Here is a 25,596-nt window from a genome sequence, read left to right as displayed (position 1 = left end):
CCGCATAAGATGGTCCGCTGCGCCGCGAATGCAACGGCGGATGCGGCCGCGGCTCAGTCTCGGGCTCAGCCCTCCTCGGCGGCATCGGTGCGGCGTGGCACCGCCATGACCAGCGGCTCGTGGCCGGTGGTGCGCAGGAAGCGGATCAGGTCGGCGCTGCGGATGGCGGTGGTGGCGGTGTTCACCAGCGGGTGGCAGTTGACGGTCTCATGCGTCATCAATTCGGCGTCGAGCACCACGGTGACGCGCCCTTCCGTGTCGTTCACCGGCCCGAAGGCGGTGACTGCACCCGGCTTCACGCCGAGCACCTCTTCCAGCAGCTCGGCGCTGCCGAAGGAGAGCCGGCTCGCCGCGCCCAGAGGCTGGTGCAGGCTCTTCAGGTCGACGCGCGTTTCCTCCTCGACGACGACGAGGAAGATGTTCCCCTTCTTGTCCTTGAGGAACAGGTTCTTGGTGTGCCCGCCGGGGATGTCGCCGCGCAGCGCCTGCGAATCCTCCACCGTGAACAGCGGCGGGTGCTCGACGGTGGTCGTCTCGATACCGAGCTCGGCGAGCCGGGCGAGCAGGTCCTGGGTGGTCAGCGGCATGGCGGGCTCGGGGAAATGAAGGGAGGCGCCGCTTTCTAGTGCGGGGCGGTGGCGTCCGGCAAGGGGCCGCCCGGCGCGGGAGTCTTGGGCGGTGCGCCGCTCACCGTCGCCGCAACGCCGCGCTTGCCGGCGCAGGGGAAGAAGCGCTCGGTCGGGGCGTAGATCAGTATGTCCGGCTTGAAGCGGTCGATCATGCCCTGATCGAAGTTGCAGAGCTGGTGGTGCGTCCAGACATAGGCCGAGCTGCGCGCCGCGAGCAGGCCGTGCCAGAAGCCGTTGGTGAAGGAATCGCCGATCACCATGATGCGCGGCCCGTCATGCCCGGTGGTGACGGCCCGCGAGACGAAGAGCGGGTTCTCCTTGCCGACGATGATGCCGGGCAGCGGCGCGAGATCGTCGCGCGGCGCGAATGCCGGCTTCCACGGATAGCGGATATCCGGCGGCTCGCGCTGGTCGAGCCCGCCGAGGCGCAGAAGGTCGCCGCCGGGCTTGACCTCCGCAGTGCCGAGCGCCTCCTGCGGGCTGACGGCGAGGTCCGGCCGGCCGACGGCTTCCATGGCGGCGTTGAAGGCGAGGAGCGCGCCGCGCTCGTTCCAGTGCGTGTCGTAGCGGAAATAGACCCGGCCGTCCTTCTTCGCCTCCGCGATCAGCGGCCGCAGGTCGACGAAGGGGATATTGTCCGCCTTCATCCGCGCGGCGACGAGGTCGTACTCGGTCGGCGTCTTTTTCTGCCCGCGCGCATAGGCCGGCAGCTCCTCGAAATCGGCCGTGTGGGCGTTGGGCGGGATCAGCGCCACGAAGCGCCCGCCGTGCGCCTTCATGTCGGCGTCGAGCTCCTTGGCGAGGCCGACGAAGCCGGCGACACGATGGGGCCGAACGACCTGGCCGAGCGACTGCTCGAGCGCGTCGTTGTCACGGATGAACAATACGCCGTGCGTGCCCTGCAGCACCCGCTCGCCCTGCGTCTCGTCGATGAAGCGCAGATAGGAGCGATGGGCGGCGAGCACGGCGCCGCGGAAGCCGAAGACGTTGTTGATGTAGGGGTCGAGGCGCTTGGCGGCGTCCTGCCACCAGTGCTGCTCCGGCGCCAGCACGGTGCGCATCGGCGCCGGCAGGTCGGGCGCCACCAGCCCGACGGTCGGCAGGGCGAGGATGGCGACGAAGAGGATCGCCCACCAGCGGCGGAAGGCCATCAGCAAGGGCATCGGCGCGCCTCCCTCAGAACCGGAAATACAGGAACGGCGAATAGGTCGCCGCGCCGACGGAGAGGATGCACAGCGCCAGCAGCACCGCCACCGCTGCCGTGTCGGTGAAGCCGTAGAGCGCGAGGCGCAGCTTCTGCGGCAGCTTGCGCGCGCCGGGCTTCGGCAGGCCGAACATGGCGAGCGGCCAGGCGAGGATCAGCACGACGATGGTCATCGGCTTGAGCTCGGCCATCAGCGTGACCGAGAGCGGTTCCACGCCGTTCAGCCCGGCGAGGCCGGCGAACAGGTCGAGCGCCTCGGGCAGCGAATTGGCGCGGAACCACACCCATGAGGTGAGCACCACCAGCAGCACATAGGCGTGGCCGAGGATGCGCGGGCCGGCCTTCAGCGCCGCGCCGAGGCGGGTGCGCTCCAGCACCAGGAAGGTGCCGTGATGGATGCCCCAGATGACGAAGGTCCAGCTCGCCCCGTGCCAGAGGCCGCAGAGCAGGAACACCGCCCAGAGATTGACCGCGGTGCGCAGATGGCCGTGCCGGTTGCCGCCGAGCGGGATGTAGAGATAGTCGCGGAACCAGCTCGACAGGCTCATGTGCCAGCGGCGCCAGAAATCGGTAATCGACAGCGCGCCATAGGGCAGGTTGAAGTTGCGCGGGAACTTCAGCCCCATGGCGACGGCGAGGCCGATCGCCATGTTCGAGTAGCCGCCGAAGTCGAAATAGATCTGCAGCGCATAGGCGGTGACGCCGACCCACGCCTCGGCGAGATTGGGCGTCGTGGTGCGGTCGAAGATGACGGCGACCACGGGCGCCACCTCGTCGGCGATCAGCACCTTCCAGGAAAGGCCGATGACGAAGATGCGCAGCCCCGCCGACACCCGCCCCAGCGTGGTGCGCCGCGTATGGATGCGGTGCGCGATGGTCGAGTAGCGCACGATCGGACCCGCCACGAGCTGCGGGAACATGGTGATGTAGACCGCGATCTCCTCGAAGCGCCGGCTGGCGCGCGCCTTTCGCCGGTAGACGTCGACCAGGTAGGAGATGGCGTGGAAGGTGAAGAAGGAGATGCCGAGCGGCAGCGCCGGATGCACCACCGGCAATTGCAGGCCCGCCGGCAGCAGCAGGTTGAGGTTCTCCGCCAGGAAGCCCGAATATTTGAAGGCGATCAGCCCGGCGAGGTTCACCGCCACGGCGAGCGCCAGCACGCGCAGCCGCCAGGGCTCGGAACGCGGATCGATCAGCAGCGCGAAGAAATAGTTCGCCACCATGGAGACGGCGAGTACGGCGACATTGGCGAGGCCGCCCCAGGCGTAGAACACCAGCGAGAAGGCGAGCAGGACGAGGTTCTTCGCCCGCACGCCCGGCATGGCGAAGTAGCAGATCAGGAACGCCGGCAGGAAATAGAACAGGAAGGAGACGGAGGAGAAAACCATGAGGCCTTGGTGCGCCTGCCCGCGATCGGTGATGTGCGGCCTCCTTCATACACGAAGCGCCTCATCGGGAAACCTTCGGCAACGGGCCGTGCCGGCAAAAGCCCGTGTCCAAAGGACGCCCTTCGGCCGTCGCATGGCCGCCGCGCCCGCGGCGCCGTTGACAGGAAAGGGGGGCCGGTCCCACATCAGGCCGAACAGTCAGGAAAGGCATCATGCGTCCAGTCATCGGCGTGATCAGTGACGTGAAGGCGAGCGGCGGCCATGTCGTCCATGGCGTGACCGAGAAGTACATCTATGCAGTGGCGCGCGGCGCGCAGGCCATGCCGGTGCTCATCCCCGGCACCGTCTCGGCGGTCGATGCCGACATGGCGCCGGAGCGGGTGGTGATCGACGAGATCTTCGACCTCGTCGACGGCATCTTCCTGCCGGGCAGCCCGTCCAATGTCGGCCCGCAGCATTATGGCGATGCGGCCTATGACCCGCCGCTGCCGGCCGACCCGCACCGCGACGACATCTCGCTGCCGCTGATCCGCGCCGCGCTGGAGCGGGGCGTGCCGCTGTTCGGCGTGTGCCGCGGCTTCCAGGAGATGAACGTGGCGCTCGGCGGCACGCTCTACCAGAAGCTCTACGAGCAGGCGGGCCGCTTCGACCACCGCGAGGATTCGAGCCTCGATATCGAAGGCCAGTACGGGCCGGCGCATGACGTCGCGCTGGAGCCGGGCGGGCTGCTCGCCGGCATCGCCGGCGCCTCGACCTGGCGGGTGAACTCGTTGCACGGCCAGGGCGTGGCGAAGCTGGCGCCGGGCGTCGCCATCGAGGCGCGCGCCGAGGACGGCACCATCGAGGCCTTCCGCGTGCCGGACGCGCCGGGCTTCAACATGGCGATCCAGTGGCACCCGGAATGGCGCTTCTGGCAGGACAAGCTGTCGACCGGCATCTTCACCGCCTTCGGCGCCGCCGCGCGGCTTTATGGCGAAAGCCGCTCGGGCAAGCCGAAGCTCAAGGCGGTGGGGTGAGGCGCCCCTTCGAAGGCCGCCATCCTTCGTGAGCCACGTCATGGCCGGCCTTGTCCCGGCCATCCACGTCTTTGGGTTCCACGCGGCATGAAGTCGTGGATGCCCGGGCCAAGCCCGGGCATGACGGTGTTCTTGCGAAAAGCCGTCATCCCGGACGGCCCAGCCTGCACCACGTCATCCCCGGGCTTGACCCGGGGATCCACGTCTTCCCGCATGCACCCGGTCCAAGTCGTGGATGCCCGGGTCAAGTCCGGGCATGACGGTGTTCTGCGTGGACCGCGCGATTAGTCCGGCTGGCTACCCCAGCTTCTCCATCAGATGCCCGATGCCGTCGCGTATGTCGGCCTCGATGGCGCGGCGCAGGGCCGCCTCGTCCTTCGCCTCCAGCGCCATCAGGGCCTCCGCATGGCGGTCGACGGGGTAATGGCGGTGCAGGTCGGCCAGCGCCATGCGCATGAACGGGCCGATCTGCAGCCACACCGATTCGATCAGCGGGAGGAGCACATTGTCCGGCCGGTCGCCATAGAGCGCGGCGTGGAAGGCGAGGTTGGTCTCGATCATCGCCTCGGTGTCGTCGGCCTCCACCGCCGCGTCCGAAGCGCGGTTGAGCGCGTCGAGCCGGCGCAGGAAGTCGCGGTCGGCGCGCGGCAAGGCGCGCGCGGCGGCCTCGCTCTCCAGCAGCGTGCGGGCGGCGACCAATTCCTCGAAGCGGCGCGCCGTCATCTCCGGCACGCGCACCCGCCGATTGTCGAGCAGCACCAGCGCGCGCTCGGCCACTAAGCGGCGCAGCGCCTCGCGCACCGGCATGGAGGAGACGCCGAGCGCGTCGGCGAGCCCGCGTATGGTCACCGCCTTGCCGGGCGGGAAGCGCCCCGTCATCACCGCGCGGCGTAATTGGCGGAACACCCATTGCTGCAGCGTCTCGCCGTCGAGGCGCGGTTCGGGCGCGAGGGCCGGGGCGAGGTCGAGGGCGGGTTGGTCCATGTCTTTCCGCAGGCGCGCGTGTCGGAACGGCGACGTGAGAATGTCAGCTTGCTGCGCTATATAGCCGGAATCAGGCGAATCCGGTCGCCAAGATTGAGACAGCTTGAGAGGGAATATGGCCGAGAAGCCCGACACGCCCGCCGTCCGCTCCGGCCACGAGATCGACCCGAAGCTCCTGGAGCTGCTGGTCTGCCCGGTGACCAAGGGGCCGCTCGACTATGACCGCGCCGCGCATGAGCTGATCTCGCGCCAGGCGCGCATCGCCTATCCGATCCGCGACGGCATCCCGATCATGCTCGCCGACGAGGCGCGCCCGCTGACCGACGCGGAGATGGCGGGGCGGTAGTCCCGTCTATCCATCGCGCTGTCATCCCGGACGGCCGAAGGCCGATCCGGGATCGCGCGAACATCGGAGAGCGATCCCGGCTCTCCGCTGCGCTTCGGCCGGGATGACGATTATTGCTTTAGAGCGTCTCGCCGCGCAGCAGCTTCGGCGCCTGGCCGCCGATGCCGGCGGCGTCGCGGATGAAGAAGGACTTCATCGCCGGCATGCGCTCGACCAGGCCGAGGCCGACGTCGCGCACGAGGCGCACCGCGTCCGAGCGGATGCCGAATAGCCGGTTCAGCCCGTCCGTCGCCATGCCCATGGCCAGCGTGTCGAAGCGGCGCCAGCGCTGGTAGCGCGCCAGCACGTCCGGCGAGCCGATGTCGAGCCCGAGCCGGGCGGCGTCGGTGACGGCTTCCGCCAGCGCCGCGACATCGCGCAGGCCCATATTGATGCCCTGCCCGGCGATGGGGTGGATGGTGTGGGCGGCATCGCCGACCAGAGCGAGGCGTTCGGCGACGAAGGCGCGCGCCATCTGGAAGCCGAGCGGGAAGGCCTTGGGATCGTCGAGGATCTCGATCTCGCCGAGCTCCAGCCCGAAGCGACGCTCCAGCTCGTCCTTGAGCAGCACGCGCGGCAAAGCGAGCAGGCTCTTCGCCGTCGCGGTGCTCTCGGTCCAGACGATGGAGCAGCGATTGCCGGTGAGCGGCAGCAGGGCGAAGGGGCCGGCGGGCAGGAAATGCTCGACCGCCTTGCCGCCATGCGGGCGCTCATGGCCGACCGTCATCACGATGGCGGACTGGCCATAGGGCCAGCCGGTCACGCCGATGCCGGCGAGGGCGCGCAGCTTGGAGCGCGCGCCGTCGCAGGCGGCGAGCAGCGCGGCGGAGGCCTCGCTTCCGTCCGAGAAGGCGAGCGCGACGCTGCCCGGCTTCGCGGTGAAGCGCGCGACAGGGGATGCCAGCAGCTCGATGCCGCGTTCGCGGGCGAGCTCGGTCATGGCGTCCTGCAGAAGCGCGTTCGGCACCATGTGGGCGAAGGGCTCGCCCGGCTCGACGTCGCCCTCGAAGGAAAGGAACACCGGTCGCGCGGCGTCGCCGAGCTTCGAATCGGTGATCTCCATCGCCAGGATCGGCTCGGCCTCGCCGGCGATGCGGTCCCACACGCCGAGCGCTTCGAACAGGCGCCGCGCGCCGGCGGCGATGGCGGAGGCGCGCATGTCGGTGCTGTGGGGTTTCTCGGCGACGAAGGCGGGGTCTGCGACCGCGAGGCGCGCGCCATCCCCGAGGCCCTGGCGCAAGGCGAGGGCGAGGGAGAGCCCGGCGAGGCCGCCGCCGGCCATCACCGCGTCGTAGCGCCTTGTCCGATCCATGGTTCCTGCCCCCGTACGCCATCCAAAGCGGCATTGTGCGGGCGGCATCATATGCCTTAGCTAGGCTCGGGGGACAATGAGCGCGGGGGCGCGTCCGCCGCAGCGCAGGGGAGCCGGAACCGCATGTCGACCACCGCCGAACTCATCGACCTGCTCGATCTCGAGACGCTGGAGGTCAACCTGTTCCGCGGCAACAACCCGCCAATGTCCTGGCCCTTCCGCACCCGCGTCTTCGGCGGGCAGGTGCTGGCGCAGGCGCTGGTGGCGACGCAGCGCACCGTGGAGGGCACGGCGCCCGCCATGGCCGCCCATTCCATGCACGCCTATTTCCTGCTCGGCGGCGACCCCAACATCCCGATCATCTACGAGGTGGAGCGCGTGCGCGACGGGCGCAGCTTCGCCACAAGGCGCGCCGTCGCCATCCAGCACGGGCGGCCGATCTTCATCATGTCGGTGTCGTTCCACCGCGAGGAGCAGGGGCTGGAGCACCAGCTCGACCTCGACGCGCCGGTGCCGCCGCCCGAGCAGGTGCCGAGCCTCTCCAACCTGCCGGAGGACATCGTCGCGACGCTGCCGGCGGGCGTGATCGAGTATTGGCGCCGGCCGCGTCCGATCGAACTGCGCCCGGTCGGCCTCGGCGAGCGCGGTGTCGTCGCGCGGCGGGCGGTCTGGTTCCGCGCGGTGGACGCGATGCCGGACGATCCCGGCCTGCACCAGGCGGTGCTGGCCTACGCCACCGACATGACGCTGCTGGAGACCGCGACGGCGGTGCATGGCCAGAGCGTGCTCGGCCAGACGCTGCAATCGGCCAGCCTCGACCATGCGCTATGGCTGCACCGGCCGTTCCGCGCCGACGACTGGCTGCTCTATGCGCAGGACAGCCCGAGCGCCTCCGGCGCGCGCGGTTTTGCCCGCGGATTGATCTATGACCGCGCCGGCCGGCTCGTCGCTTCGGTAGCGCAGGAGGGGCTGATCCGCCCTATCGTGCCTTCGGCTTCGGCATCTGCCTGAAAATTAGTCAGCTTGTGTCAATTGTTGGGCGGCGTATGATCCCGCGCGCCGCTGCCGATGAAGATTTGGGCAGCGTCAACTGGACCGCCTAGGCTCGATTTGAGCCGGCTCACGGCATCGCGAGCAGGGGCTGTTTGCGCGTTTGCGATGAAAAACCATTGGCCGCGCACGGTTGGCACGCGAATTGATTCCCTGTGCCCGGCTTGACCGAAGGGTCGGAACTAATCCGCCTGGCCGAGTCCGACATGAAACGCCCAGAACCCAATGTGCCACGGGTTAGGGGCCAAGCGGGGACAGGAACCATGAAGATCGTCATGGCTATCATCAAGCCTTTCAAGCTTGAGGAAGTCCGGGATGCGCTCACCGGAATAGGTGTGCATGGACTGACCGTCACGGAGGTCAAGGGATACGGCCGCCAGAAGGGCCATACCGAGATCTACCGCGGCGCGGAATACGCGGTGAGCTTCCTGCCGAAGCTCAAGATCGAGGTCGCCGTGCCTTCCGATCAGGTTTCCAAGGTCATCGACGCCATCACCACCTCGGCCAAGACCGGCCAGATCGGCGACGGCAAGATCTTCGTCTATGCGATCGACCAGGCCGTGCGCATCCGCACCGGCGAAACCGACGCCGACGCGCTGTGAGCCCGCGTCATTGATCCCGACATTTTCCGATTGCGACGGAGCATTGAAACCATGACGACGAAGAGTTGGATACGCGCGGGCCTTCCCGCGCTGGCGGCGACGGCGCTGTTCTCGGCGGCCGCTCTCGCCCAGGACGCCGCGGTGGCGGCCGCTCCCGCCGGCCCCTCCATCAACAAGGGCGACACCACCTGGATGATGGTCTCCACCATCCTGGTGCTGATGATGTCGGTGCCCGGCCTGGCGCTGTTCTACGGCGGCCTGGTGCGCGGCAAGAACATGCTCTCGGTGCTGATGCAGGTGTTCTACAGCGTCTGCATCGTCGGCATCATCTGGGTGCTCTACGGCTATTCGCTCGCCTTCACCGGCGGCTCCGCCTTCATCGGCGGCTTCAGCAAGGCGCTGCTGGGCGGCGTCGGCCTGGAATCGATGGGCGGCACCTTCTCGGTCGGCGTGGCCATTCCCGAGCTCGTCTTCGTCGCCTTCCAGATGACCTTCGCCATGATCACCCCGGCGCTGATCATGGGCGCCTTCGCCGAGCGCGTGAAGTTCTCGGCGGTGGTGCTGTTCATCCCGCTCTGGGTCACCTTCATCTATTTCCCGATGGCCCACATGGTGTGGTACTGGGCCGGCCCGGACGCGGTTGACGCCGCTGCCAAGGCCCTCGCCGCCGCCACCGATCCGGCCGCCAAGGAGGCCGCCCAGGCCGCCCTCGACGCCGTGCTGGCCGACACCGGCTACATCTTCTCGCTCGGCGCGATCGACTTCGCCGGTGGCACCGTGGTGCACATCAACGCCGGCATCGCCGGCCTGGTGGGCGCCCTCATCGTCGGCAAGCGCACCGGCTACGGCAAGGAGCTGATGCCGCCCCACTCGCTGACCATGACCATGATCGGCGCCTCGCTCCTGTGGGTCGGCTGGTTCGGCTTCAACGCCGGCTCGAACCTCGAGGCCGCCCCGCTCACCGTGCTCGCCATGATGAACACCTTCATCGCGACCTGCGGCGCGGCGCTGTCCTGGATGTTCATCGAGTGGCTGGCCAAGGGCAAGCCGAGCATGCTCGGCGTCGTCTCCGGCGCGGTCGCGGGCCTCGTCGCCGTCACCCCGGCGGCCGGCTTCTCGGGCATCATGGGCTCGCTGGTCCTCGGCCTGATCGCCGGCATCGTCTGCTTCGTCTTCTGCACCAGCATCAAGAACGCGCTGGGCTATGACGACGCGCTCGACGTGTTCGGCGTGCACTGCGTGGGCGGCATCGTCGGCGCCATCGGCACCGGCATCCTCGTCAGCCCGGCCCTCGGCGGCACCGGCGTCTACGACTACGTCGCCGGCGCGGTCGCGTCCTACGACATGGCCACGCAGGTCACCGCGCAGGTCAAGGCCGTGCTCATCACCCTGGTGTGGTCGGGCGTCGGCTCCGCGATCCTGTTCTGGATCGTCAACATCATCGTCGGCCTGCGTCCGTCGGTGGAGCGCGAGCGCGAAGGCCTCGACATCACCGACCACGGCGAGCGCGCCTACCACAGCTGATCCGACGGCGCGCCTCGCGCGCGCCGCCTCTACTCCCGCAGCCTCCCGCTGCCTTGAGACCCCGGCTTCGGCTGGGGTCTTTTTCGTTGAACGAGCCGGGCCTCGGCCGGAGTCCTTTTCGTTGGGCGGGGCGGGCTTCGGTCGGGGTCTTTTCATTGAGTGGTCGGGGCCCTGGCCGGGGTCCTTTTCATTCCGGCGGCAGGCCGCGCCGCCGCCGCGCGGGTTTCCCGCCCGCCGCCATTCTCTTTCCATGGTTAAGGACGCCTTTACCGCGGCGGTCCTATCCTGGGCCGAGACGCCGCATTCCCGCGGCATGGCGAGACCCTTTACGTGCCCGAACCCCGCCTCAAAGGCGCAGACGAGACGATCCCCGCCGCGGTGCCCGATCCCGGGCCTGCGGCGCGCTCGCCCTTCGTGCGCCTGACCGAGCTGCTCGCCGGCATCACGCCGGGCAAGCCGGCGCTGAGCCTCGCCGTCGGCGAGCCGCGCCATGCCATGCCGGATTTCGTCGGCGGGGTGCTGGCCGCCCATCTCGACGGTTTCGGCCGCTACCCGGCCGGCAAGGGCCTGCCCGAGTTCCGCCGCGCCGCCGGGGAGTGGTTCTCCCGCCGCTACACGCTGCCGCGCGCGCTCGATCCGGAGCGCGAGGTGCTGGTGCTCAACGGCTCGCGTGAGGGCCTGTTCTTCGCCGCGCTGATGGCGCGCCGGCTGATCTCGCCGAAGAAGCGGGCGCTGATGGGCAAGAGCGAGCCGGCGGTGCTGCTGCCCAATCCGTTCTACGCCGCCTATGGCGCCGGCGCCGAGGCGGCCGGCTGCGAGAGCGTCGACCTGCCGCTGCCGCCCGGCGGCGGCTGGCTGCCCGATCTCGACGCGCTGACGCCGGACCTGCTCGACCGCGCCATCGCGATCTATTTCGCCTCGCCGGCCAACCCGCAGGGCACCATCGCCCCGCGCGCCTATCTCGAGCGCCTCGTCGCCCTTTGCCGGGCGCATGAGGTGATGGTGTTCGCCGACGAGTGCTATTCGGAGATCTGGCTGGGCGAGGAGCCGCCGACCGGCGTCCTCGAAGTGGCGGGCGGCGATTTCGAGGGCGTCGTCGCCTTCAACTCGCTGTCCAAGCGCTCCAGCCTGCCGGGCCTGCGCTGCGGCTTCTGTGCCGGCGACGCGCGCTTCATCGAGGCCTTCGGCGAGTTCCGCAATGTCGCCGCGCCGCAGGTGCCCGAGCCGCTGCAATGGGTCGGCATCGCCGCGCTGGCGGACGAGGCGCATGTGAGCGCCAGCCGCGACCTCTACAAGGCGAAGTTCGACGTCGCCGACGCCGTGCTCTCCGGCCGCTTCGGCTATGAGCGGCCGGATGGCGGCTTCTTCCTCTGGCTGGATGTCGCTTCGGTCGGCGGCGGCGAGGAGGCGGCGAAGAAACTCTGGCAGCGCGAGGGGCTGCGCACCGTGCCCGGCGGCTATCTGTGCCGCAGCGGCGCGGACGGGCGCAATCCGGGCGCCGACTATCTGCGCATCGCGCTGGTGCAGGATCTCGCGACCACGCAGGCGGCATTGCCCCGCCTGCTGGCCGGGCTGTCCTGAGCGGGGATCGAGGGGCGAGGGAAACGGGATGGGCCGGCAGACGCAGACGATGAGGGCGCCTCGGCTTGAGGCCGCGCCCACCCGCGCCGGTGCCGGCCGCTCCGCCGCGCTCGGCAAGTCGGGCGCGAAATCCGGGGCCAAGGGCTCGGCCGCCGGCGTCCGCGGCTCCGCCCGGCGGCGCGGCACCCCCGGCGCCTTCCTGCCGGAAGAGGTGAAGGGCGCGCTCAGCCGCCGCGCACAGGAACTGATCGGCTTCGCTCTGCTCGCCCTGTGCGCGTTCATGCTGGTGGCGCTGGTGAGCTGGTCGGCGGACGACCCCAGCCTGTCGCGCTCCAGCGCGGCGGCGCCGTCCAACTGGCTCGGCCTGCCCGGCGCCGTCTTCGCCGACCTGCTGATGCAGCTCGCCGGCATCGCCGCCCTGGCGCTGGTGCTCCCGGTCGGCGTCTGGGGCTGGCTGATGCTCACCCATCGCCGGCCGAAGCGGGTGCGTGCGCGCCTGTTCGCGCTGGTCGCCGGCGTCGTCTTCGCCGCGGGCTTCGCCGCCTGCCTGCCGCGCTTCGGCGGCTGGCCGCTGCCGAGCGGGCTCGGCGGCGTGCTCGGCGAGGGCGTGCTGGCGGTGCCCGGCACCTTCCGCTCGACCTGGCTCGCCGCCATCGACTACGCCATCGTCGGCGCCATCTGCCTGTTCGGCGCCGTCGTCTCCCTGCCGATCGCCGTCGGCGCCGGGCTTAAGAACCCGGCCGACGACGAGGACGACGAGGCGGCCTCCGATCCGACCTATGAGGACGACGAGGAATCCAGCCGCTTCGCCTTCGTCATCGGCATGCTGGCGCATGCGGCGCTGTCGCTGAAGGCGCGGCTGACCAGCGATGCGCCGCGCCGCGCCTATCGCGAGCGCCCGCGCGGGCTGGTGGCGCGGCTGCGCGCCGCCCTCGGCCTCGATGAGGAAGAAGACGACCTGCCGGCGCTGCGACGCGGCCGGCACGAGCCGAATTTCGGCGGCCGCGAGGTGATGGACGACGAGGACGCCGAGGCCGGCTTCGCCAGCGTCGACGACGACCTGCCCTTCGACGTGGAGGAGGACGAGCCCGCCCCGCCGCCCGCGCGGCCGGGCAAGCGCCCGCCGCTGCGCTCGATCAAGGGCGGGCGTAGTGCGGCGGAGGAGCAGCGCCGCCGCTACACGCCGCCGGGCCTCGATTTGCTCACCCCGCCGCCGCCGCGCGGCGGGCCGGCGCTGCCGCGCGACCAGCTGGACGAGAACGCCCGCGACCTCGAAGGCGTGCTGGACGATTTCGGCGTGCGCGGCGCCATCGTCAATGCCCGCCCCGGCCCGGTGGTGACGCTCTACGAGCTGGAGCCGGCGCCGGGCATCAAGTCGAGCCGCGTCATCGGCCTCGCCGACGACATCGCCCGCTCGATGAGTGCCATCTCCGCCCGCGTCGCGGTGATCCCCGGCAAGAACGCCATCGGCATCGAATTGCCCAATCCGAAGCGCGACAAGGTGCTGCTGCGCGAGATCCTCGTCGCCAAGGATTTCGGCGAGGCCGCGCACAAGCTCGCCATCGCGCTGGGCAAGACCATCGGCGGCGAGCCGGTGATCGTCGACCTCGCGCGCATGCCGCATCTGCTGGTCGCCGGCACCACCGGCTCGGGCAAGTCGGTGGCGATCAACACCATGATCCTCTCGCTGCTCTACCGCCACCGGCCGGAGCAGTGCCGCCTGATCATGATCGACCCGAAGATGCTGGAACTCTCCGTCTATGACGGCATCCCACATCTGCTGACCCCCGTCGTCACCGATCCGAAGAAGGCGGTGGTGGCGCTGAAATGGGCGGTGCGGGAGATGGAGCAGCGCTACCGCAAGATGTCCAAGGTCGGCGTGCGCAACATCGACGGCTTCAACGCCCGCATCGCCGAGGCGCAGGCCAAGGGCGAGACCATCGTGCGCACGGTGCAGACCGGCTTCGACCGCGAGACCGGCGAGGCGATCTACGAGCGCGAGGAGATGGACCTCTCGCCCATTCCCTACATCGTGATCGTGGTCGACGAGATGGCCGACCTGATGATGGTGGCCGGCAAAGAGATCGAGGGCGCCATCCAGCGCCTCGCGCAGATGGCCCGCGCCGCCGGCATCCACCTGATCATGGCGACGCAGCGCCCCTCGGTCGACGTCATCACCGGCACCATCAAGGCCAACTTCCCGACCCGCATCTCCTTCCAGGTGACGTCGAAGATCGATTCACGCACGATTTTGGGCGAGATGGGCGCCGAGCAGCTGCTCGGCCAGGGCGACATGCTCTACATGGCCGGCGGCGGGCGCATCTCCCGCGTCCACGGTCCCTTCGTCTCGGATCAGGAGGTCGAGCGCATCGTCGAGCACCTGAAGGCGCAGGGCGCGCCCGCCTATCTCGAGGAAGTCGTCACCGACCTCGACGAGGAAGGCGAGGACGGCGCCGTGTTCGACAAGGGCAGCTTCGGCGGCGAGGAGGGCGGCGACCTCTACAGCCAGGCGGTGGCGGTGGTGATGCGCGACAAGAAGTGCTCCACCTCCTACATCCAGCGCCGGCTGCAGATCGGCTACAACCGCGCGGCTTCGCTGGTCGAGCGCATGGAGAAGGAGGGGCTGGTCGGCCCCGCCAACCATGCCGGAAAACGCGAGATACTGGTCGAGGCGGACGGGGCGGAAAGCTATTGAACCGGGGCCGGTCCCAGCCTGCCTCCGGGGGTGACGCTGCGGCGGGGCCACAGGATCGCCACAGCGGCGCGCTACCCGCATCGATGAAACCGAGATTCGCGCCGCGCCCGGATGTTCCGCGCCCCGCGCCCACCGAGACGTGCTCCATGCGCCATCTGATCCGCGTCTGCGCCGCTTCCGCCCTTCTCGTCCTGCCGCTCGGAGCGGCGTTCGGGCAGGTGGCGGGTCAAGTGGTGCCGCTCGCCAACGTGCCGACCCCGCCGAAGCGGCCGCCGCAGGCGGCGATCACGCGCACCGCGCAGGCTGCCCCGCCGAAGGCCGCCGCCCCGAGCCAGCCCGGCGCCGACCCGAACATCCAGGTGGCGGCGGTGGCGAACCGGCGCGCCGCGGCCGACACGGTCCAGCGCATCAACACCTATTTCAACAGCTTCAAGAACATGACCGGCAATTTCGTGCAGGTCGACCCGGACGGCACGCGCCGGCAGGGGCAGTTCTTCATCCTCAAGCCCGGCCGCGTGCTGTTCGAGTACGATCCGCCGAGCCGGATCGAGCTGGTGGCGGACGGGCGCTCGGTGGCGGTGCGCGACAAGCGGCTGAAGACGCAGGACATCTCCCCGCTCTCGGCGACGCCGCTGCGCTTCCTGCTGTCGGAGAATTTCGACCTCGCCCGCAACGCCAACGTCACCGGCGTCTACCAGGACGACCTCTTCGCCACCGTGGTGATCGAGGAGAGGCAGGCGATGACCGGCACCTACAAGCTGATGATCATGTTCGACGCCAAGACCATGCAGCTCAAGCAGTGGACGGTGACCGACCCGCAGGGCTACGACACCACGGTCGCGGTCTCGAACCTCGACACCGGCGAGCGCCCGGACCCGATGCTGTTCGTGATCAACCGGGATTGAGGCGGGAGCCTCCACCAGCCTGAGCATCCTTCGAGGCTCGCCTGCGGCTCGCACCTCAGGATGAGGTCGCTCTCTTGTTGAACCCTTATCCTGAGAGCCTGACCTGTAATTCGCGACCGGGATGCTTGGAGGATCGTCATGGCCGGGCTTGACCCGGCCATCCATGTCTTTTGCGGTGGAGCACGCGTCCAAGTCGTGGATCCCCGGGTCAAGCCCGGGGATGACGGCGTACTTTGGGGCGGCGGCGGGCACAGGGAGCCCGTTCACCTTCGGCGGCACATGCTCTAGGGTCGCGGCCGAATTCCCGCCGACACCCGCACAGGTCTCCCGCTTTGCCGCTCACCATCGCCACCTGGAACATCAATTCGGTGCGCCTGCGCATCGGGTTGGTCGAGAAGCTCGCCGCCGAATACCAGCCCGACGTCATCTGCCTGCAGGAGACCAAGACGCCGGACGACCGCTTCCCGCTGAAGGACGCGGCCAAGTTCGGCTATCCGCACGCGGCGATCCACGGCCAGAAGGGCTATCACGGCGTCGCCATCCTCTCGAAGCGGCCCTTCGATCAGGTGAGCCGGCAGGGCTTCTGCGACATCGGCGACGCACGGCACATCTGCGTCACGCTCGGCCGCGAGGCGGGGCTCGAGGCGCCGCTGACCATCCACAATTTCTACATTCCCGCCGGCGGCGACATCCCCGATCCCGCGCTGAACGAGAAATTCCGGCACAAGCTCGCCTTCCTCGACGAGGCGACGATGTGGGAGCAGCTTCACCCGGAGGACCCCACGGCGCGCTCCGTGCTGGTCGGCGACCTCAACATCGCCCCGCTGGAGACCGACGTGTGGAGCCACAAGCAGCTCCTCGACGTCGTCAGCCACACGCCGATCGAGGTGGAGAAGCTGGAAAAGCTGCAGGCCGCCGGCCGATGGGTCGACGTGATGCGCAACTTCGTGCCGCCGGACGAGAGGCTCTACACCTGGTGGAGCTACCGCGCCGCCGACTGGGAGGCCTCGAACCGCGGGCGCCGGCTCGACCATGTCTGGGCGACGCCGGCCTTCGCGCCGACCGCCCGCGCCATGAACGTGGTGCGCGCCGCCCGCTCCTGGGAGCGGCCCTCCGACCATGTGCCGGTGGTCGTCACCTTCGACGTGTGACGCGGTGCGGCATGTGACGTCTCGCCTTTCTCGGAACAGCGTTATAGGTTGCGGCTAACACCGAGTGACCCAGAGTCGAGGAAGCCTCCTTGTCCCGCCGATCCCAGCCCCGTCTCTCCCGCATCCTTGTCGCTTCGCTGATCCTCGGCGGCGCGCTGGCGCTTGGCGGCTGCGGCGTGAAAGGCCCTCTGGAGCCGCCGCCCGGCACTGCGCTCGGCACCCCCGGCCCGGACGGCAAGATGCCGAAGGACACCGGCCCGGTGAAGCCGAAGCAGCCCTTCATCCTCGACGGTCTGCTCTGATCTCTTAGGACTTTCAGGCCCCGCGCCATGCACCATTTCGCCTATCGCGACGGTCTCCTCCACGCGGAGGATGCCAGCCTCGTGGATATCGCCCACGCGGTCGGCACGCCGTTCTACGCCTATTCCACCGCGACGCTGGAGCGGCACTACAAGGTCTTCACCGAGGCCTTCGCGGATGCGCGCGCGACGCTGTGCTACGCGCTCAAGGCCAATTCCAACCAGGCGGTGATCGCCACCTTCGCCAAGCTGGGCGCCGGCGCCGACATCGTCTCCGGCGGCGAGTTGAAGCGCGCTCTGGCCGCCGGCATCGCGCCGCACAAGATCGTCTTCTCCGGCGTCGGCAAGACCCGCGAGGAGATGGCCGCCGCGCTCGACGCCGGGGTGATGTGCTTCAACGTCGAGAGCGAGCCGGAGTTGCTCACTCTCTCCGAGGTGGCGGTGAGCCACGGCGTCGCCGCGCCGATCTCGGTGCGCGTCAATCCGGACGTCGACGCCAAGACGCACCACAAGATCTCGACCGGCAAGTCGGAGAACAAGTTCGGCATCCCGATCTCGCGGGCGCGGGAGGTCTACCGCCACGCTGCCGCCCTGCCCGGCATCCGCATCACCGGCGTCGACATGCATATCGGCAGCCAGATCACCGATCTTACGCCGTTCGACAACGCCACCGCGCTGCTGGTAGAGCTCGCCCGCGACCTGATGGCGGACGGGCACCGGCTGACCCATCTCGACCTCGGCGGCGGCCTCGGCGTGCCCTACGTCGCCGGCGATCCGGAGCCGCCGCTGCCGCTGCACTACGCGGAGCTGGTGAAGCGGCACACGCATAATCTCGGCCTCGGGCTGGTCTTCGAGATCGGCCGCATGCTGGTGGCCAATGCCGGTATCCTCGTTACCCGCGTGCTCTATGTGAAGGAAGGCGAGGGCAAGCGCTTCGTCATCGTCGACGCGGCGATGAACGACCTCATCCGCCCGACGCTCTATGACGCACATCACGAAATTTTGCCCGTGCGCGAGGCAAAATCGGGCGAAGGGCAGATCGTCGCGGATGTCGTCGGGCCGGTGTGCGAATCCGGCGATTTCCTGGCGCTGGGGCGGCGGCTGCCCCCGCTCAAGGCCGGCGATCTCGTCGCGGTGATGACCACCGGCGCCTATGGCGCTGTGCAGGCCTCGACCTACAATACCCGCCCGCTGGTGCCGGAAGTGCTGGTGAAGGGCGAACAATTCGCGCTCGTGCGCCCGCGGGTCGATGCCGACGCGCTGATCGCGCTCGACCGCGTGCCGGACTGGCTGGCCTGAGGCCGCTTCCGAGCTCCGCCGCCACAATTCGGCGGGGGCTGGGCATCACAATCTGATGATGAACTGGGCACGCCTAATACCGCGGCAGGGATGGCGTGCCCGTCTCCCCATGTTAAGCTGACGCTGGGGCTGGTGTCAGACTTCGTGCGTCGGAGGCTCGAACGCGTGACGGCAACACCGGAAGGCATGGACGGCGGCGAGCCGCGCCCGGAAGCGGGCGGATCGGCACGCACCGAAAGGATGCGCACCGAGGTGCGCCGGGTCGAGCAGCGCGTGGGGCGTCAGATGGGCGCCGCGCTCCAGCGTGCCTGGGCGGCGCTGATGTGGGAGCGCGTCTGGCCGGCGCTGGCCGCCGCCGGCGCCGCGGTCGGCCTGTTCCTCATCGCCTCCTGGCTGGGCCTCTGGCTGGCGCTGCCGCCCTATGGCCGCGTCATCGGCGTCGTCATCTTCGCCGCCCTGTTCGTTCTCGCGCTGATCCCGGCGCTGCGCATCCGCTCGCCCTCCTCGTCGGAGGCGCTCTCGCGCCTCGACCGCGAGAGCCGCATGCCGCACCGGCCGGCGACGGCGCTGGCCGACCATCTCGCCAGCCGGCCGGATGACCCGGTCGCCGCCGCGCTGTGGCGCGCCCACATCTCGCGCATGTCGGGCCAACTCGGCCGGCTGCGCGCCGGCCTGCCCTCGCCGCGCCTCGCCGCGATCGACCGCAAGGCGCTGCGCGCGCTGGTGATGCTCGGCGTCATCGCCACCTTCTTCATGGTGCCGGGCGACCATGTCCGGCGCATCGCTGCCGCCTTCGACTGGCAGACGCTGGTGCCGCCCAAGCCCTATCGGGTCGATGCCTGGGTGACGCCGCCCGGCTACACCGCCCGTCCGCCGGTGATGCTGCCGGGCCTGCGCTCGCAGGAGACGGCGCAGAACGGCTCGGCGGCGGCGCAGGAGAGCGCGCAGCCCTCCACCTACGAGGCGACGGCGCTGACCGTGCCGGCCGGCAGCGCGCTGGTGGTGCGCATCATCGGCCTCGACAATGCGCAGCTGACCACGCAGGGCGGCATCGCCCCCGAGCCGGAGAAGAAGGACGAGGACGGCAAGCTGGCGACCGGCAAGACGGCTGGCATCTCGGCCGACAACGCGGGCGGGACCAAGCCGCAGACCGCGGCAGGCCCGGCTCCGCAGGGCGCCAATGGCGAGGAGCGCCGCTTCGTCATCGCCGCCGACGGCTCGGCCCGCATCGAGGGGCCGGACGGGCGCTTCGTCTCCTGGCATTTCCGCGCCCAGCCCGACCAGGCGCCGACCATCGAGCTCACCAAGGAGCCGCAGGGCTCCGGCAATACCGCGCTGGCGCTCAGCTACAAGGCCGAGGATGATTACGGCGTCGTCAACGCGAAGGCGCAGTTCGTCGCCGTGCCGCCGCCCCCGCCGCTGCATGCGCTGAAGAACGCGCCCAAGCCCGCGCCGCCGCGTCCGCTGGTCGAGGCGCCGGACTTCCCGCTGCCGCTCAGCGGCGGACGCGCCCGCACGGCGACCGGCCAGACCACCAAGGACCTCGCCGAGAGCCCGTGGGCCGGCACGCGCGTGACCATGACGCTGGTGGCGCGCGACGAGGCCGGCAATATCGGCCGCTCGCGCCCGCGCACCTTTGTGCTGCCGGAGCGCTCCTTCTCCAATCCGCTCGCCCGCGCGCTGATCGACGAGCGCCGCGTGCTGGCCTTCGACGCCAATCAGCGCGAACGGGTCGAGGCGGGCCTCGACGCGCTCGCCATCGCGCCGGAGAAGTTCACGCCCGATCCCTCGCACTATATGGGCCTGCGCAGCGCCTATTGGCGCCTCGCCAACGCCAAGAGCGACGAGGATCTGCGCGGCGTCGTCGCCTATCTCTGGGAGATCGCCGTCCGCATCGAGGATGGCGACCTGTCCGACGTCGAGAAGAAACTGCGCGACGCGCAGCAGGCGCTGCAGAACGCGCTCGAGAACAACGCCAGCGACGACGAGATCAAGCGCCTGACGCAGGAGCTGCGCGAGGCGATGCAGGAGTTCATGCAGGCGCTGGCCGAGGAGGCGCAGCGCAATGCCCAGGCTGACAGCGATCAGCCCATGGGCCCGAACACCCGCATGGTGCGCCCGCAGGACCTGCAGAAGATGCTCGACCGCATCGAGGACATGGCGCGCAACGGCGCCCGCGACGCGGCCCGGCAGATGCTCAGCGAATTGCAGAACATGCTGAACGGCCTGCAGGCCGGCCGCCAGCAGCAGCGCCGGCAGGGCCAGAACCAGATGTCGCAGGCGATGGACCAGCTCGGCGACATGATCCGCCGCCAGCAGCAGCTGCGCGACCGTACCTTCAAGCAGGGCCGCGAGCAGGGTCAGCAGGGCGAGCAGGGGCAACAGGGCCAGCAGGACCAGCGCTTCGGCGACCTGAAGCAGAGCCAGGAGCAGCTGCGCGAGCAGCTCCGCCAGCTGCGCGAGAAGATGCAGCAGGCCATGCGCGGCCGCCAGCAGGGCCAGGGTGAGCAGGGCCAGCAGGGTCAGGGCGAGCAGCAGGGCCAGAACGGCCAGGGCCAGCAAGGCCAGCAGGGCGAGGGCCAGCAGGGCCAGGGCATGCCCGGCGAGGGCGGCCTCGGCGAGGCCGAGCAGGCGATGCGCGAGGCCGAGCAGGCGCTCGGCCAGGGCGACGGCACCGGCGCCGTCGATGCGCAGAGCGAAGCCTTGCAGGCGCTGCGCAAGGGCGCCCAGCAGATGGCCGAGGCGATGCAGCAGCAGCCCGGTCAGGGTCAGGGGCAGGAGCCCGGCGGGCCTTCCGGCGAGACCGCCGAGCGCAACGACCCGCTCGGCCGGCCGATGCGCTCGCGCGACTATGGCGACGACGTCACGGTGAAGGTGCCGGACGAGATCGACATGCAGCGTGCGCGCCGCGTGCTGGAGGAACTGCGCCGCCGCTTCGGCGAGCCCGAGCGCCCGCGCCTCGAGCTCGACTATCTCGAGCGCCTGCTGCGGGATTTCTGAGCGGCAGCGATCCCCGTCCCGACAACGTCATCCCGGAACGGCCGACAGGCCGTATCCGGGATCGCATGCCAATTGGAGAGCGATCCCGGCTCTTCGGCTTCGCCTCCGGCCGGGATGTCCCCCGCCCCCTCACGTCTCCGCGTCGGGGATGTAGCCGATGAAGGGCAGCTGCCGGAAGGCGTGCGACACGTCCATGCCGTAGCCCACGACGAAATAGTCCGGGCATTCGAAGCCGACGAAATCCGCCTCGATCTGCACCGCGCGCTTGTGCGTCTTCTCCAAGAGCACGCAGACCATCACCCGCCGGGCGCCGCGCGCGACGAGGAGGTCCTTGGCGAAGGCGAGGGTGCGGCCGGATTCGAGGATGTCGTCGACCAGCAGCACGTCGCGCCCGCGCACGTCGCTCTCGACGTCGCGCAGCACCGTCACCTGGCCGGAGGAGATGCGCGCGTCGCGATAGCTCGACAAAGTGATGAACTCCACTTCCGGCGCCAGCCCGGCCGCGTGCATGGCGCGGATCAGGTCGGCGGCGAAGACGAAGCTGCCCTTGAGCACGGCGATCACGAGCAGCTTCTCGGGTCTCGCCGCGACCACTTCCTCCACCAGCTCGCGGTTGCGGGCGGCGATGGTCTCGGCGTCGAACAGCACCTCCACCTTGGCGTCGCGATAGGGCTGCGCGTCGGGCTGCCCGTCCTCGTCCGTGGCGGTGGTGCTGCTTGCGGGGGTCTTCGTCATGTCGTTCCTCACGCGGCGCCGGGCGCCCTCCATGGGGTGCAGGATGGACCTTCCGGCAGGTCGCCGTCCAGCCGGGCCCTCGCCGGTCTTCTCCTGGCTGCGCTTCCGCGCCGCATCCTTGTGGCCGTCTTTTGCCCGCTGGCGCACACGCTATGTTAGGGAGGCTGCGCCATCAGAATCAGCGCGGCGCGTCGGGCCAGCCTGAAGGATAGAGACTTGGTTCGTTTCGAGAATGTCGGCCTGCGCTACGGCATGGGGCCGGAAGTGCTGCGGGATGTCACCTTCGGCATTCCCGCGCGCTCCTTCCAGTTCCTCACCGGGCCGTCCGGCGCCGGCAAGACGACGCTGCTGCGGCTGCTGTTCCTGTCGCTGCGCCCGACGCGCGGGCTGATCAGCATCTTCGGCCGCGACGCCGCCAAGCTCGACCCGAACGAGACGGCGGCGCTGCGCCAGCGCATCGGCATCGTGTTCCAGGATTTCCGCCTGCTCGACCATCTCTCGACTTACGAGAACGTCGCCCTGCCGCTGCGCGTGCAGGGGCGCGAGGAGGCGAGCTACCGCGCCGAGGTGAGCGAGCTCTTGCAATGGGTCGGTCTCGGCGAGCGCATGCACGTGCTGCCCCCGGTGCTCTCCGGCGGCGAGAAGCAGCGCGCCGCCATCGCCCGCGCGCTGATCAGCCGGCCGGAGATCCTGCTCGCCGACGAGCCGACCGGCAACGTCGACCCGAGCCTCGCCCGGCGGCTGCTGCGGCTGTTCCTGGAACTTCACAAGAGCGGCACGTCGATATTGATCGCCACCCACGACATCGCGCTGATGGACCAGTTCGACGCGCGCCGGCTCGTCATCAATCAGGGGCGTCTGACCGTCTATGATTGAGATGAAGAGGAAAGCACGCGCGATGCTGGCGATGGCCGCCGGCCGACTGCCCCGGCTGCCCGCGCGGACGGCGGCGTCCCCGGCGCCCGAGCGCGGAGGCCGGCCGGCGGCGAACGGTGCGGGCAAGACGGCCGGCAAGCCGGCGCCCCGCTCGGCCGCGGCGAAATCGGCGGTGCTGCGCCCCATCGTGCCCGGCGCGACGGTGACGGCGCGGGCGCTGATCGCGGTGATCGCCATCATGACCTTCCTCGCCGGCATCACCATCGGCGCGGTCTCGGCGGTGAGCAACGTCGCCTCCGAATGGACCTCCGACATCGCCCGCGAGACCACCATCGAGATCAAGCCGGGCGACGGGCTCGACATCCCCGCGGCGCTGGCCAAGGTGGTCGCGGTCGCCAAGGGCACGCCGGGCGTCACCGATGCGCGCGCGCTCGACGAGCGGGAGACCGCGGCGCTGCTGGAGCCGTGGCTTGGCAGCGGCCTCGACATCGCCAATCTGCCGGTGCCGCGCCTCGTCGTGGTCAGCCTCGGGCCGGAGGCCGACGCGCAGACGCTCGCCACCCTGCGCGCGTCATTGGCCGAGCAGGTGCCGTCCGCCAGCCTCGACGATCATCGCCAATGGGCGGAACGGCTGTCGTCGACCGCCCGCACCGCCATGGCGATAGGCCTGAGCGTGCTGGCGCTGGTCGCGGCCGCGACGGTGCTGTGCGTGACCGTCGCCACCCGCGCGGCGGTGGATGCGGCGCGGGCGGTGGTGGAGGTGCTGCATTTCGTCGGCGCGCGCGACAGCTTCATCGTCGGCGAGTTCCAACGCCATTTCCTCACCGTCGGCCTGAAGGGGGCGGCGATCGGCGGTGGCGCGGCCATGGCGCTGTTCTTCCTCGGCGCGACGCTGCCCTCCTGGGTCGAACTCGACCGCTCGGTCGACACGCTGGTCGGGGCGCTCAGCATCGATGCGCGCGGCTATGGCGGCATACTCGGCGTGGCGGTGCTGGTGGCGCTGGTGACGACGCTCACCTCGCGCGCCACCGTCTATCGCACGCTGCGCGGCATCAGTTAGGCGGTGGCGGTGAGCGACGTTCCCACCCCGGAAACCCCGGTCACCGATCCGGCCGCGAGCCCGGCCCCGCGTCGCCGCTGGCTGCGCCTCGGCGGCGTGCTGCTGCTGGCGGCCACCGTGGCGCTGCTGGCCGGCTTCGGCCTCTTCGTCGCCGGCATCAAGGGCCGGGAGGCGCAGACCGCGCGGCGGGCGGACGGCATCGTCGTGCTGACCGGCGGCGCCGAGCGCATCACCGACGCCACCAACCTGCTGGTCGAGGGCCGCGGCACCCGCCTGCTGATCACCGGCGTGCATCCGGACACCACGCTGGCGGAGATCGGCCGCACCGTGCCGGCGACGCGGGAATCGCTGGAATGCTGCGTCGAGCTCGGCCGCGCCGCGCTCAACACCCGCGGTAACGCCATTGAGACGGCGCAATGGGCGCGCGAGCACCGCTTCCGCTCGCTGCTGGTGGTGACCTCGGCCTGGCACATGCCGCGCGCCCTCGTGGAGCTGCGCCGCGCCTTGCCGGATGTCGAGCTGGTGCCCTATCCGGTGGTGCCGAAGCGTGGCCCCGAGAACTGGGAAGCCTCGCTCGCCAATGTCCGGCTGCTCTTCGTCGAATATGTGAAATTCATCGGCGCCTGGCTGGGCGTGCGCTCCTGGCCGGAGCTCAGCACGCAGCTCGGCGAGCACGCCCGGCCGGCGACGCGCTGAGGCGCGCCGGCGCGAGAGCCGCGCCATCAACGGAACATTCAGCATGTTTGCGGATTCCCAACAGGAGGCGAGTTGACGCCCTGTGTGGATGTTCTAGATTTGTTCTCATGATGATGACACGCGACGCTCATTTTGCTGATTCGCTGCGGGATGACGGCCCGCTCAGCGCCACCGGCCTGCTGGCGCGGCGCTTCCGACTGTGGCGCGGCCCGGACGGGCGGCGGCAGGTCTATTCCGTCTATGCCGCCGACGAGGCGCCGGACTATCCGGACGCGGTGGCGATCGCCGTGCGCATGGAAGGCACGCGCCGCATCCCGGTCTGGACCGGCCCGGCCGGCGCCAAGGCCCGCACCGCCGCGCTCGCCACCGGCGCGCAGGAGATCCACCTGCGCATCCTGCCCGAGACCGAGAGCGGCACGCTGGCGCCGATGTGAGACGAGTTTCTCCGAGACGGACGCTCGCTCCCGGAGCGACCTCGTCCTGAGTACCAAAAGCGCACCGTCATCCTGAGGTGCGAGCGAAGCGAGCCTCGAAGGATGCCCGTTTGGGTGTCGCGCTGGAGCGGCCATCCTTCGAGGCCGCCTGCGGCGGCACCTCAGGATGACGCCGCACTGTGGCGGCAAGCCCCCGGAGCCACGTCTCCTACAGCCGCTCCACCAGCCAGCGCAGCTCCTCGTCGCGGATGCCGAGCTCGGCGAGGTGGCGGGCGGTGGCCTGCACATAGTCGGCATTCGGCCCGCCAATGCCGTGGCCCTGGCGGATGAGGTGCAGCCGCTCCTCGGCGGTGAGCGCGCCGGCATATTGCGCATGGCCGCGATCGACCAGGAACACCACGGCCGGCACGGCGCGTTCGCTGCCGTCCTTCAGCCACACGCGGCGGGTCGCCTCGCGATAGATGTTGGTGACCTGCTCGCGCTCGCGCAGATAGGCGAGCGTCGCCTCGGCGTGGAGATGGGCGACGCGGAAGGCGATGCCGACGCAGGCGCCGCCGCGGTCGAGCCCGAGCACCAGCCCCGGCCTTTCCGGCGTGCCGCGCCAATGCACCGACTTCACGCAGAAGGAGCGGTGCGCGCCGATGAGCTTGCCGGGCACGCGCTCGACATGCTCGAAGCCGGGATTCCACATCAGCGAGCCATAGCCGAAGACCCAGAGGTCCTCGGGCTGGGTGGACGATGCGGGGGTCATGGCGGGCCTTCGGTCCTGCG

General features: G+C 70.0%; 23 protein-coding genes. 16 read left to right on the top strand and 7 right to left on the bottom strand.

Annotation, left to right across the window (positions count from 1 at the left end):
* Positions 1-65: 65 nt before the first annotated feature.
* The 3 genes from SNOV_RS17005 to SNOV_RS16995 are packed head-to-tail and all read right to left on the bottom strand — an operon-like array spanning position 66 to position 3,221.
* Positions 66-587 (bottom strand): prolyl-tRNA synthetase associated domain-containing protein, encoded by a 522-nt coding sequence (locus SNOV_RS17005; protein WP_013168199.1) that lies wholly within the window; start codon positions 585-587, stop codon positions 66-68.
* A gap of 35 nt (positions 588-622) precedes the next feature.
* Positions 623-1,792, bottom strand: a complete 1,170-nt coding sequence (locus tag SNOV_RS17000; RefSeq protein ID WP_013168198.1) for an alginate O-acetyltransferase AlgX-related protein — start codon at positions 1,790-1,792, stop codon at positions 623-625.
* A gap of 13 nt (positions 1,793-1,805) precedes the next feature.
* Complete coding sequence (locus tag SNOV_RS16995; RefSeq protein ID WP_013168197.1) at positions 1,806-3,221, bottom strand: MBOAT family O-acyltransferase; 1,416 nt, start codon at positions 3,219-3,221, stop codon at positions 1,806-1,808.
* A gap of 212 nt (positions 3,222-3,433) precedes the next feature.
* On the opposite strand from SNOV_RS16995, the gene SNOV_RS16990 reads away from it, so the two are divergent.
* Positions 3,434-4,237: a gamma-glutamyl-gamma-aminobutyrate hydrolase family protein gene (locus tag SNOV_RS16990; RefSeq protein ID WP_013168196.1), complete on the top strand. Its 804-nt coding sequence runs from the start codon at positions 3,434-3,436 to the stop codon at positions 4,235-4,237.
* A 297-nt stretch (positions 4,238-4,534) separates the two neighbouring features.
* On the opposite strand, the gene SNOV_RS16985 is transcribed toward SNOV_RS16990, so the two are convergent.
* Entirely contained in the window at positions 4,535-5,221 is a 687-nt protein-coding gene (locus tag SNOV_RS16985; protein WP_013168195.1) for a GntR family transcriptional regulator, read from the bottom strand.
* Between the two features lie 115 nt (positions 5,222-5,336).
* Here SNOV_RS16985 and SNOV_RS16980 point away from each other — a divergent pair, with 115 nt between their 5' ends.
* Entirely contained in the window at positions 5,337-5,567 is a 231-nt protein-coding gene (locus SNOV_RS16980) for a Trm112 family protein (protein WP_013168194.1), read from the top strand.
* 118 nt (positions 5,568-5,685) lie between these two features.
* Here the strand turns inward: SNOV_RS16980 and SNOV_RS16975 are convergent, their stop codons facing one another.
* On the bottom strand, positions 5,686-6,918 hold the full coding sequence (locus SNOV_RS16975) for a ubiquinone biosynthesis hydroxylase (RefSeq protein WP_013168193.1): 1,233 nt from the start codon (positions 6,916-6,918) through the stop codon (positions 5,686-5,688).
* Between the two features lie 123 nt (positions 6,919-7,041).
* On the opposite strand from SNOV_RS16975, the gene SNOV_RS16970 reads away from it, so the two are divergent.
* The 10 genes from SNOV_RS16970 (at position 7,042) to SNOV_RS16925 (ending at position 21,024) form a co-directional block, all read left to right on the top strand.
* Positions 7,042-7,929, top strand: coding sequence for an acyl-CoA thioesterase (locus SNOV_RS16970; protein ID WP_013168192.1), 888 nt, complete (start codon positions 7,042-7,044; stop codon positions 7,927-7,929).
* A gap of 302 nt (positions 7,930-8,231) precedes the next feature.
* Positions 8,232-8,570, top strand: coding sequence for a P-II family nitrogen regulator (locus tag SNOV_RS16965; RefSeq protein WP_013168191.1), 339 nt, complete (start codon positions 8,232-8,234; stop codon positions 8,568-8,570).
* A gap of 51 nt (positions 8,571-8,621) precedes the next feature.
* Positions 8,622-10,094: an ammonium transporter gene (locus SNOV_RS16960; RefSeq protein ID WP_013168190.1), complete on the top strand. Its 1,473-nt coding sequence runs from the start codon at positions 8,622-8,624 to the stop codon at positions 10,092-10,094.
* Between the two features lie 330 nt (positions 10,095-10,424).
* Positions 10,425-11,675, top strand: coding sequence for an aminotransferase class I/II-fold pyridoxal phosphate-dependent enzyme (locus SNOV_RS16955; RefSeq protein ID WP_013168189.1), 1,251 nt, complete (start codon positions 10,425-10,427; stop codon positions 11,673-11,675).
* A 28-nt stretch (positions 11,676-11,703) separates the two neighbouring features.
* Complete coding sequence (locus SNOV_RS16950; RefSeq protein WP_013168188.1) at positions 11,704-14,370, top strand: DNA translocase FtsK; 2,667 nt, start codon at positions 11,704-11,706, stop codon at positions 14,368-14,370.
* 146 nt (positions 14,371-14,516) lie between these two features.
* Positions 14,517-15,275 carry a LolA family protein gene (locus tag SNOV_RS16945; protein WP_013168187.1) on the top strand — a complete coding sequence of 253 codons (759 nt, stop codon included), beginning with the start codon at positions 14,517-14,519 and terminating at the stop codon, positions 15,273-15,275.
* Positions 15,276-15,607: 332 nt separating this feature from the next.
* Positions 15,608-16,426 carry an exodeoxyribonuclease III gene (locus tag SNOV_RS16940; protein ID WP_013168186.1) on the top strand — a complete coding sequence of 273 codons (819 nt, stop codon included), beginning with the start codon at positions 15,608-15,610 and terminating at the stop codon, positions 16,424-16,426.
* Between the two features lie 89 nt (positions 16,427-16,515).
* Entirely contained in the window at positions 16,516-16,728 is a 213-nt protein-coding gene (gene lptM, locus SNOV_RS16935) for an LPS translocon maturation chaperone LptM (RefSeq protein WP_013168185.1), read from the top strand.
* Positions 16,729-16,755: 27 nt separating this feature from the next.
* A complete protein-coding gene (gene lysA / locus SNOV_RS16930; protein WP_013168184.1) occupies positions 16,756-18,024 on the top strand; it encodes a diaminopimelate decarboxylase in 1,269 nt (422 codons plus the stop codon).
* Positions 18,025-18,189: 165 nt separating this feature from the next.
* Complete coding sequence (locus SNOV_RS16925) at positions 18,190-21,024, top strand: TIGR02302 family protein (protein WP_013168183.1); 2,835 nt, start codon at positions 18,190-18,192, stop codon at positions 21,022-21,024.
* 129 nt (positions 21,025-21,153) lie between these two features.
* Here SNOV_RS16925 and hpt read toward each other — a convergent pair whose 3' ends face one another.
* A complete protein-coding gene (gene hpt, locus SNOV_RS16920; RefSeq protein WP_013168182.1) occupies positions 21,154-21,759 on the bottom strand; it encodes a hypoxanthine phosphoribosyltransferase in 606 nt (201 codons plus the stop codon).
* 216 nt (positions 21,760-21,975) lie between these two features.
* Between hpt and ftsE the strand changes: the two genes are divergently transcribed.
* The 4 genes from ftsE to SNOV_RS16900 all read left to right on the top strand — a co-directional run bounded on the left by ftsE (position 21,976) and on the right by SNOV_RS16900 (position 24,825).
* The gene (ftsE, locus tag SNOV_RS16915) at positions 21,976-22,635 is read left to right on the top strand and encodes a cell division ATP-binding protein FtsE (RefSeq protein ID WP_013168181.1); all 660 of its coding nucleotides are present in this window, start codon (positions 21,976-21,978) and stop codon (positions 22,633-22,635) included.
* 22 nt (positions 22,636-22,657) lie between these two features.
* The gene (locus SNOV_RS16910) at positions 22,658-23,695 is read left to right on the top strand and encodes a cell division protein FtsX (protein WP_013168180.1); all 1,038 of its coding nucleotides are present in this window, start codon (positions 22,658-22,660) and stop codon (positions 23,693-23,695) included.
* Between the two features lie 9 nt (positions 23,696-23,704).
* Complete coding sequence (locus SNOV_RS16905; protein WP_013168179.1) at positions 23,705-24,391, top strand: YdcF family protein; 687 nt, start codon at positions 23,705-23,707, stop codon at positions 24,389-24,391.
* A 107-nt stretch (positions 24,392-24,498) separates the two neighbouring features.
* Positions 24,499-24,825 (top strand): hypothetical protein, encoded by a 327-nt coding sequence (locus tag SNOV_RS16900; RefSeq protein WP_013168178.1) that lies wholly within the window; start codon positions 24,499-24,501, stop codon positions 24,823-24,825.
* A gap of 208 nt (positions 24,826-25,033) precedes the next feature.
* Here SNOV_RS16900 and SNOV_RS16895 read toward each other — a convergent pair whose 3' ends face one another.
* Positions 25,034-25,576, bottom strand: a complete 543-nt coding sequence (locus tag SNOV_RS16895; RefSeq protein WP_013168177.1) for a gamma-glutamylcyclotransferase — start codon at positions 25,574-25,576, stop codon at positions 25,034-25,036.
* Between the last annotated feature and the right edge of the window lie 20 nt (positions 25,577-25,596).

This window comes from Ancylobacter novellus DSM 506, assembly GCF_000092925.1.
In the GTDB taxonomy this organism is placed as follows: Bacteria; Pseudomonadota; Alphaproteobacteria; order Rhizobiales; family Xanthobacteraceae; genus Ancylobacter; species Ancylobacter novellus.
The sequence above is the reverse complement of the archived record's forward strand: the minus strand, read 5'-3'. Positions and strand labels throughout refer to the sequence as shown.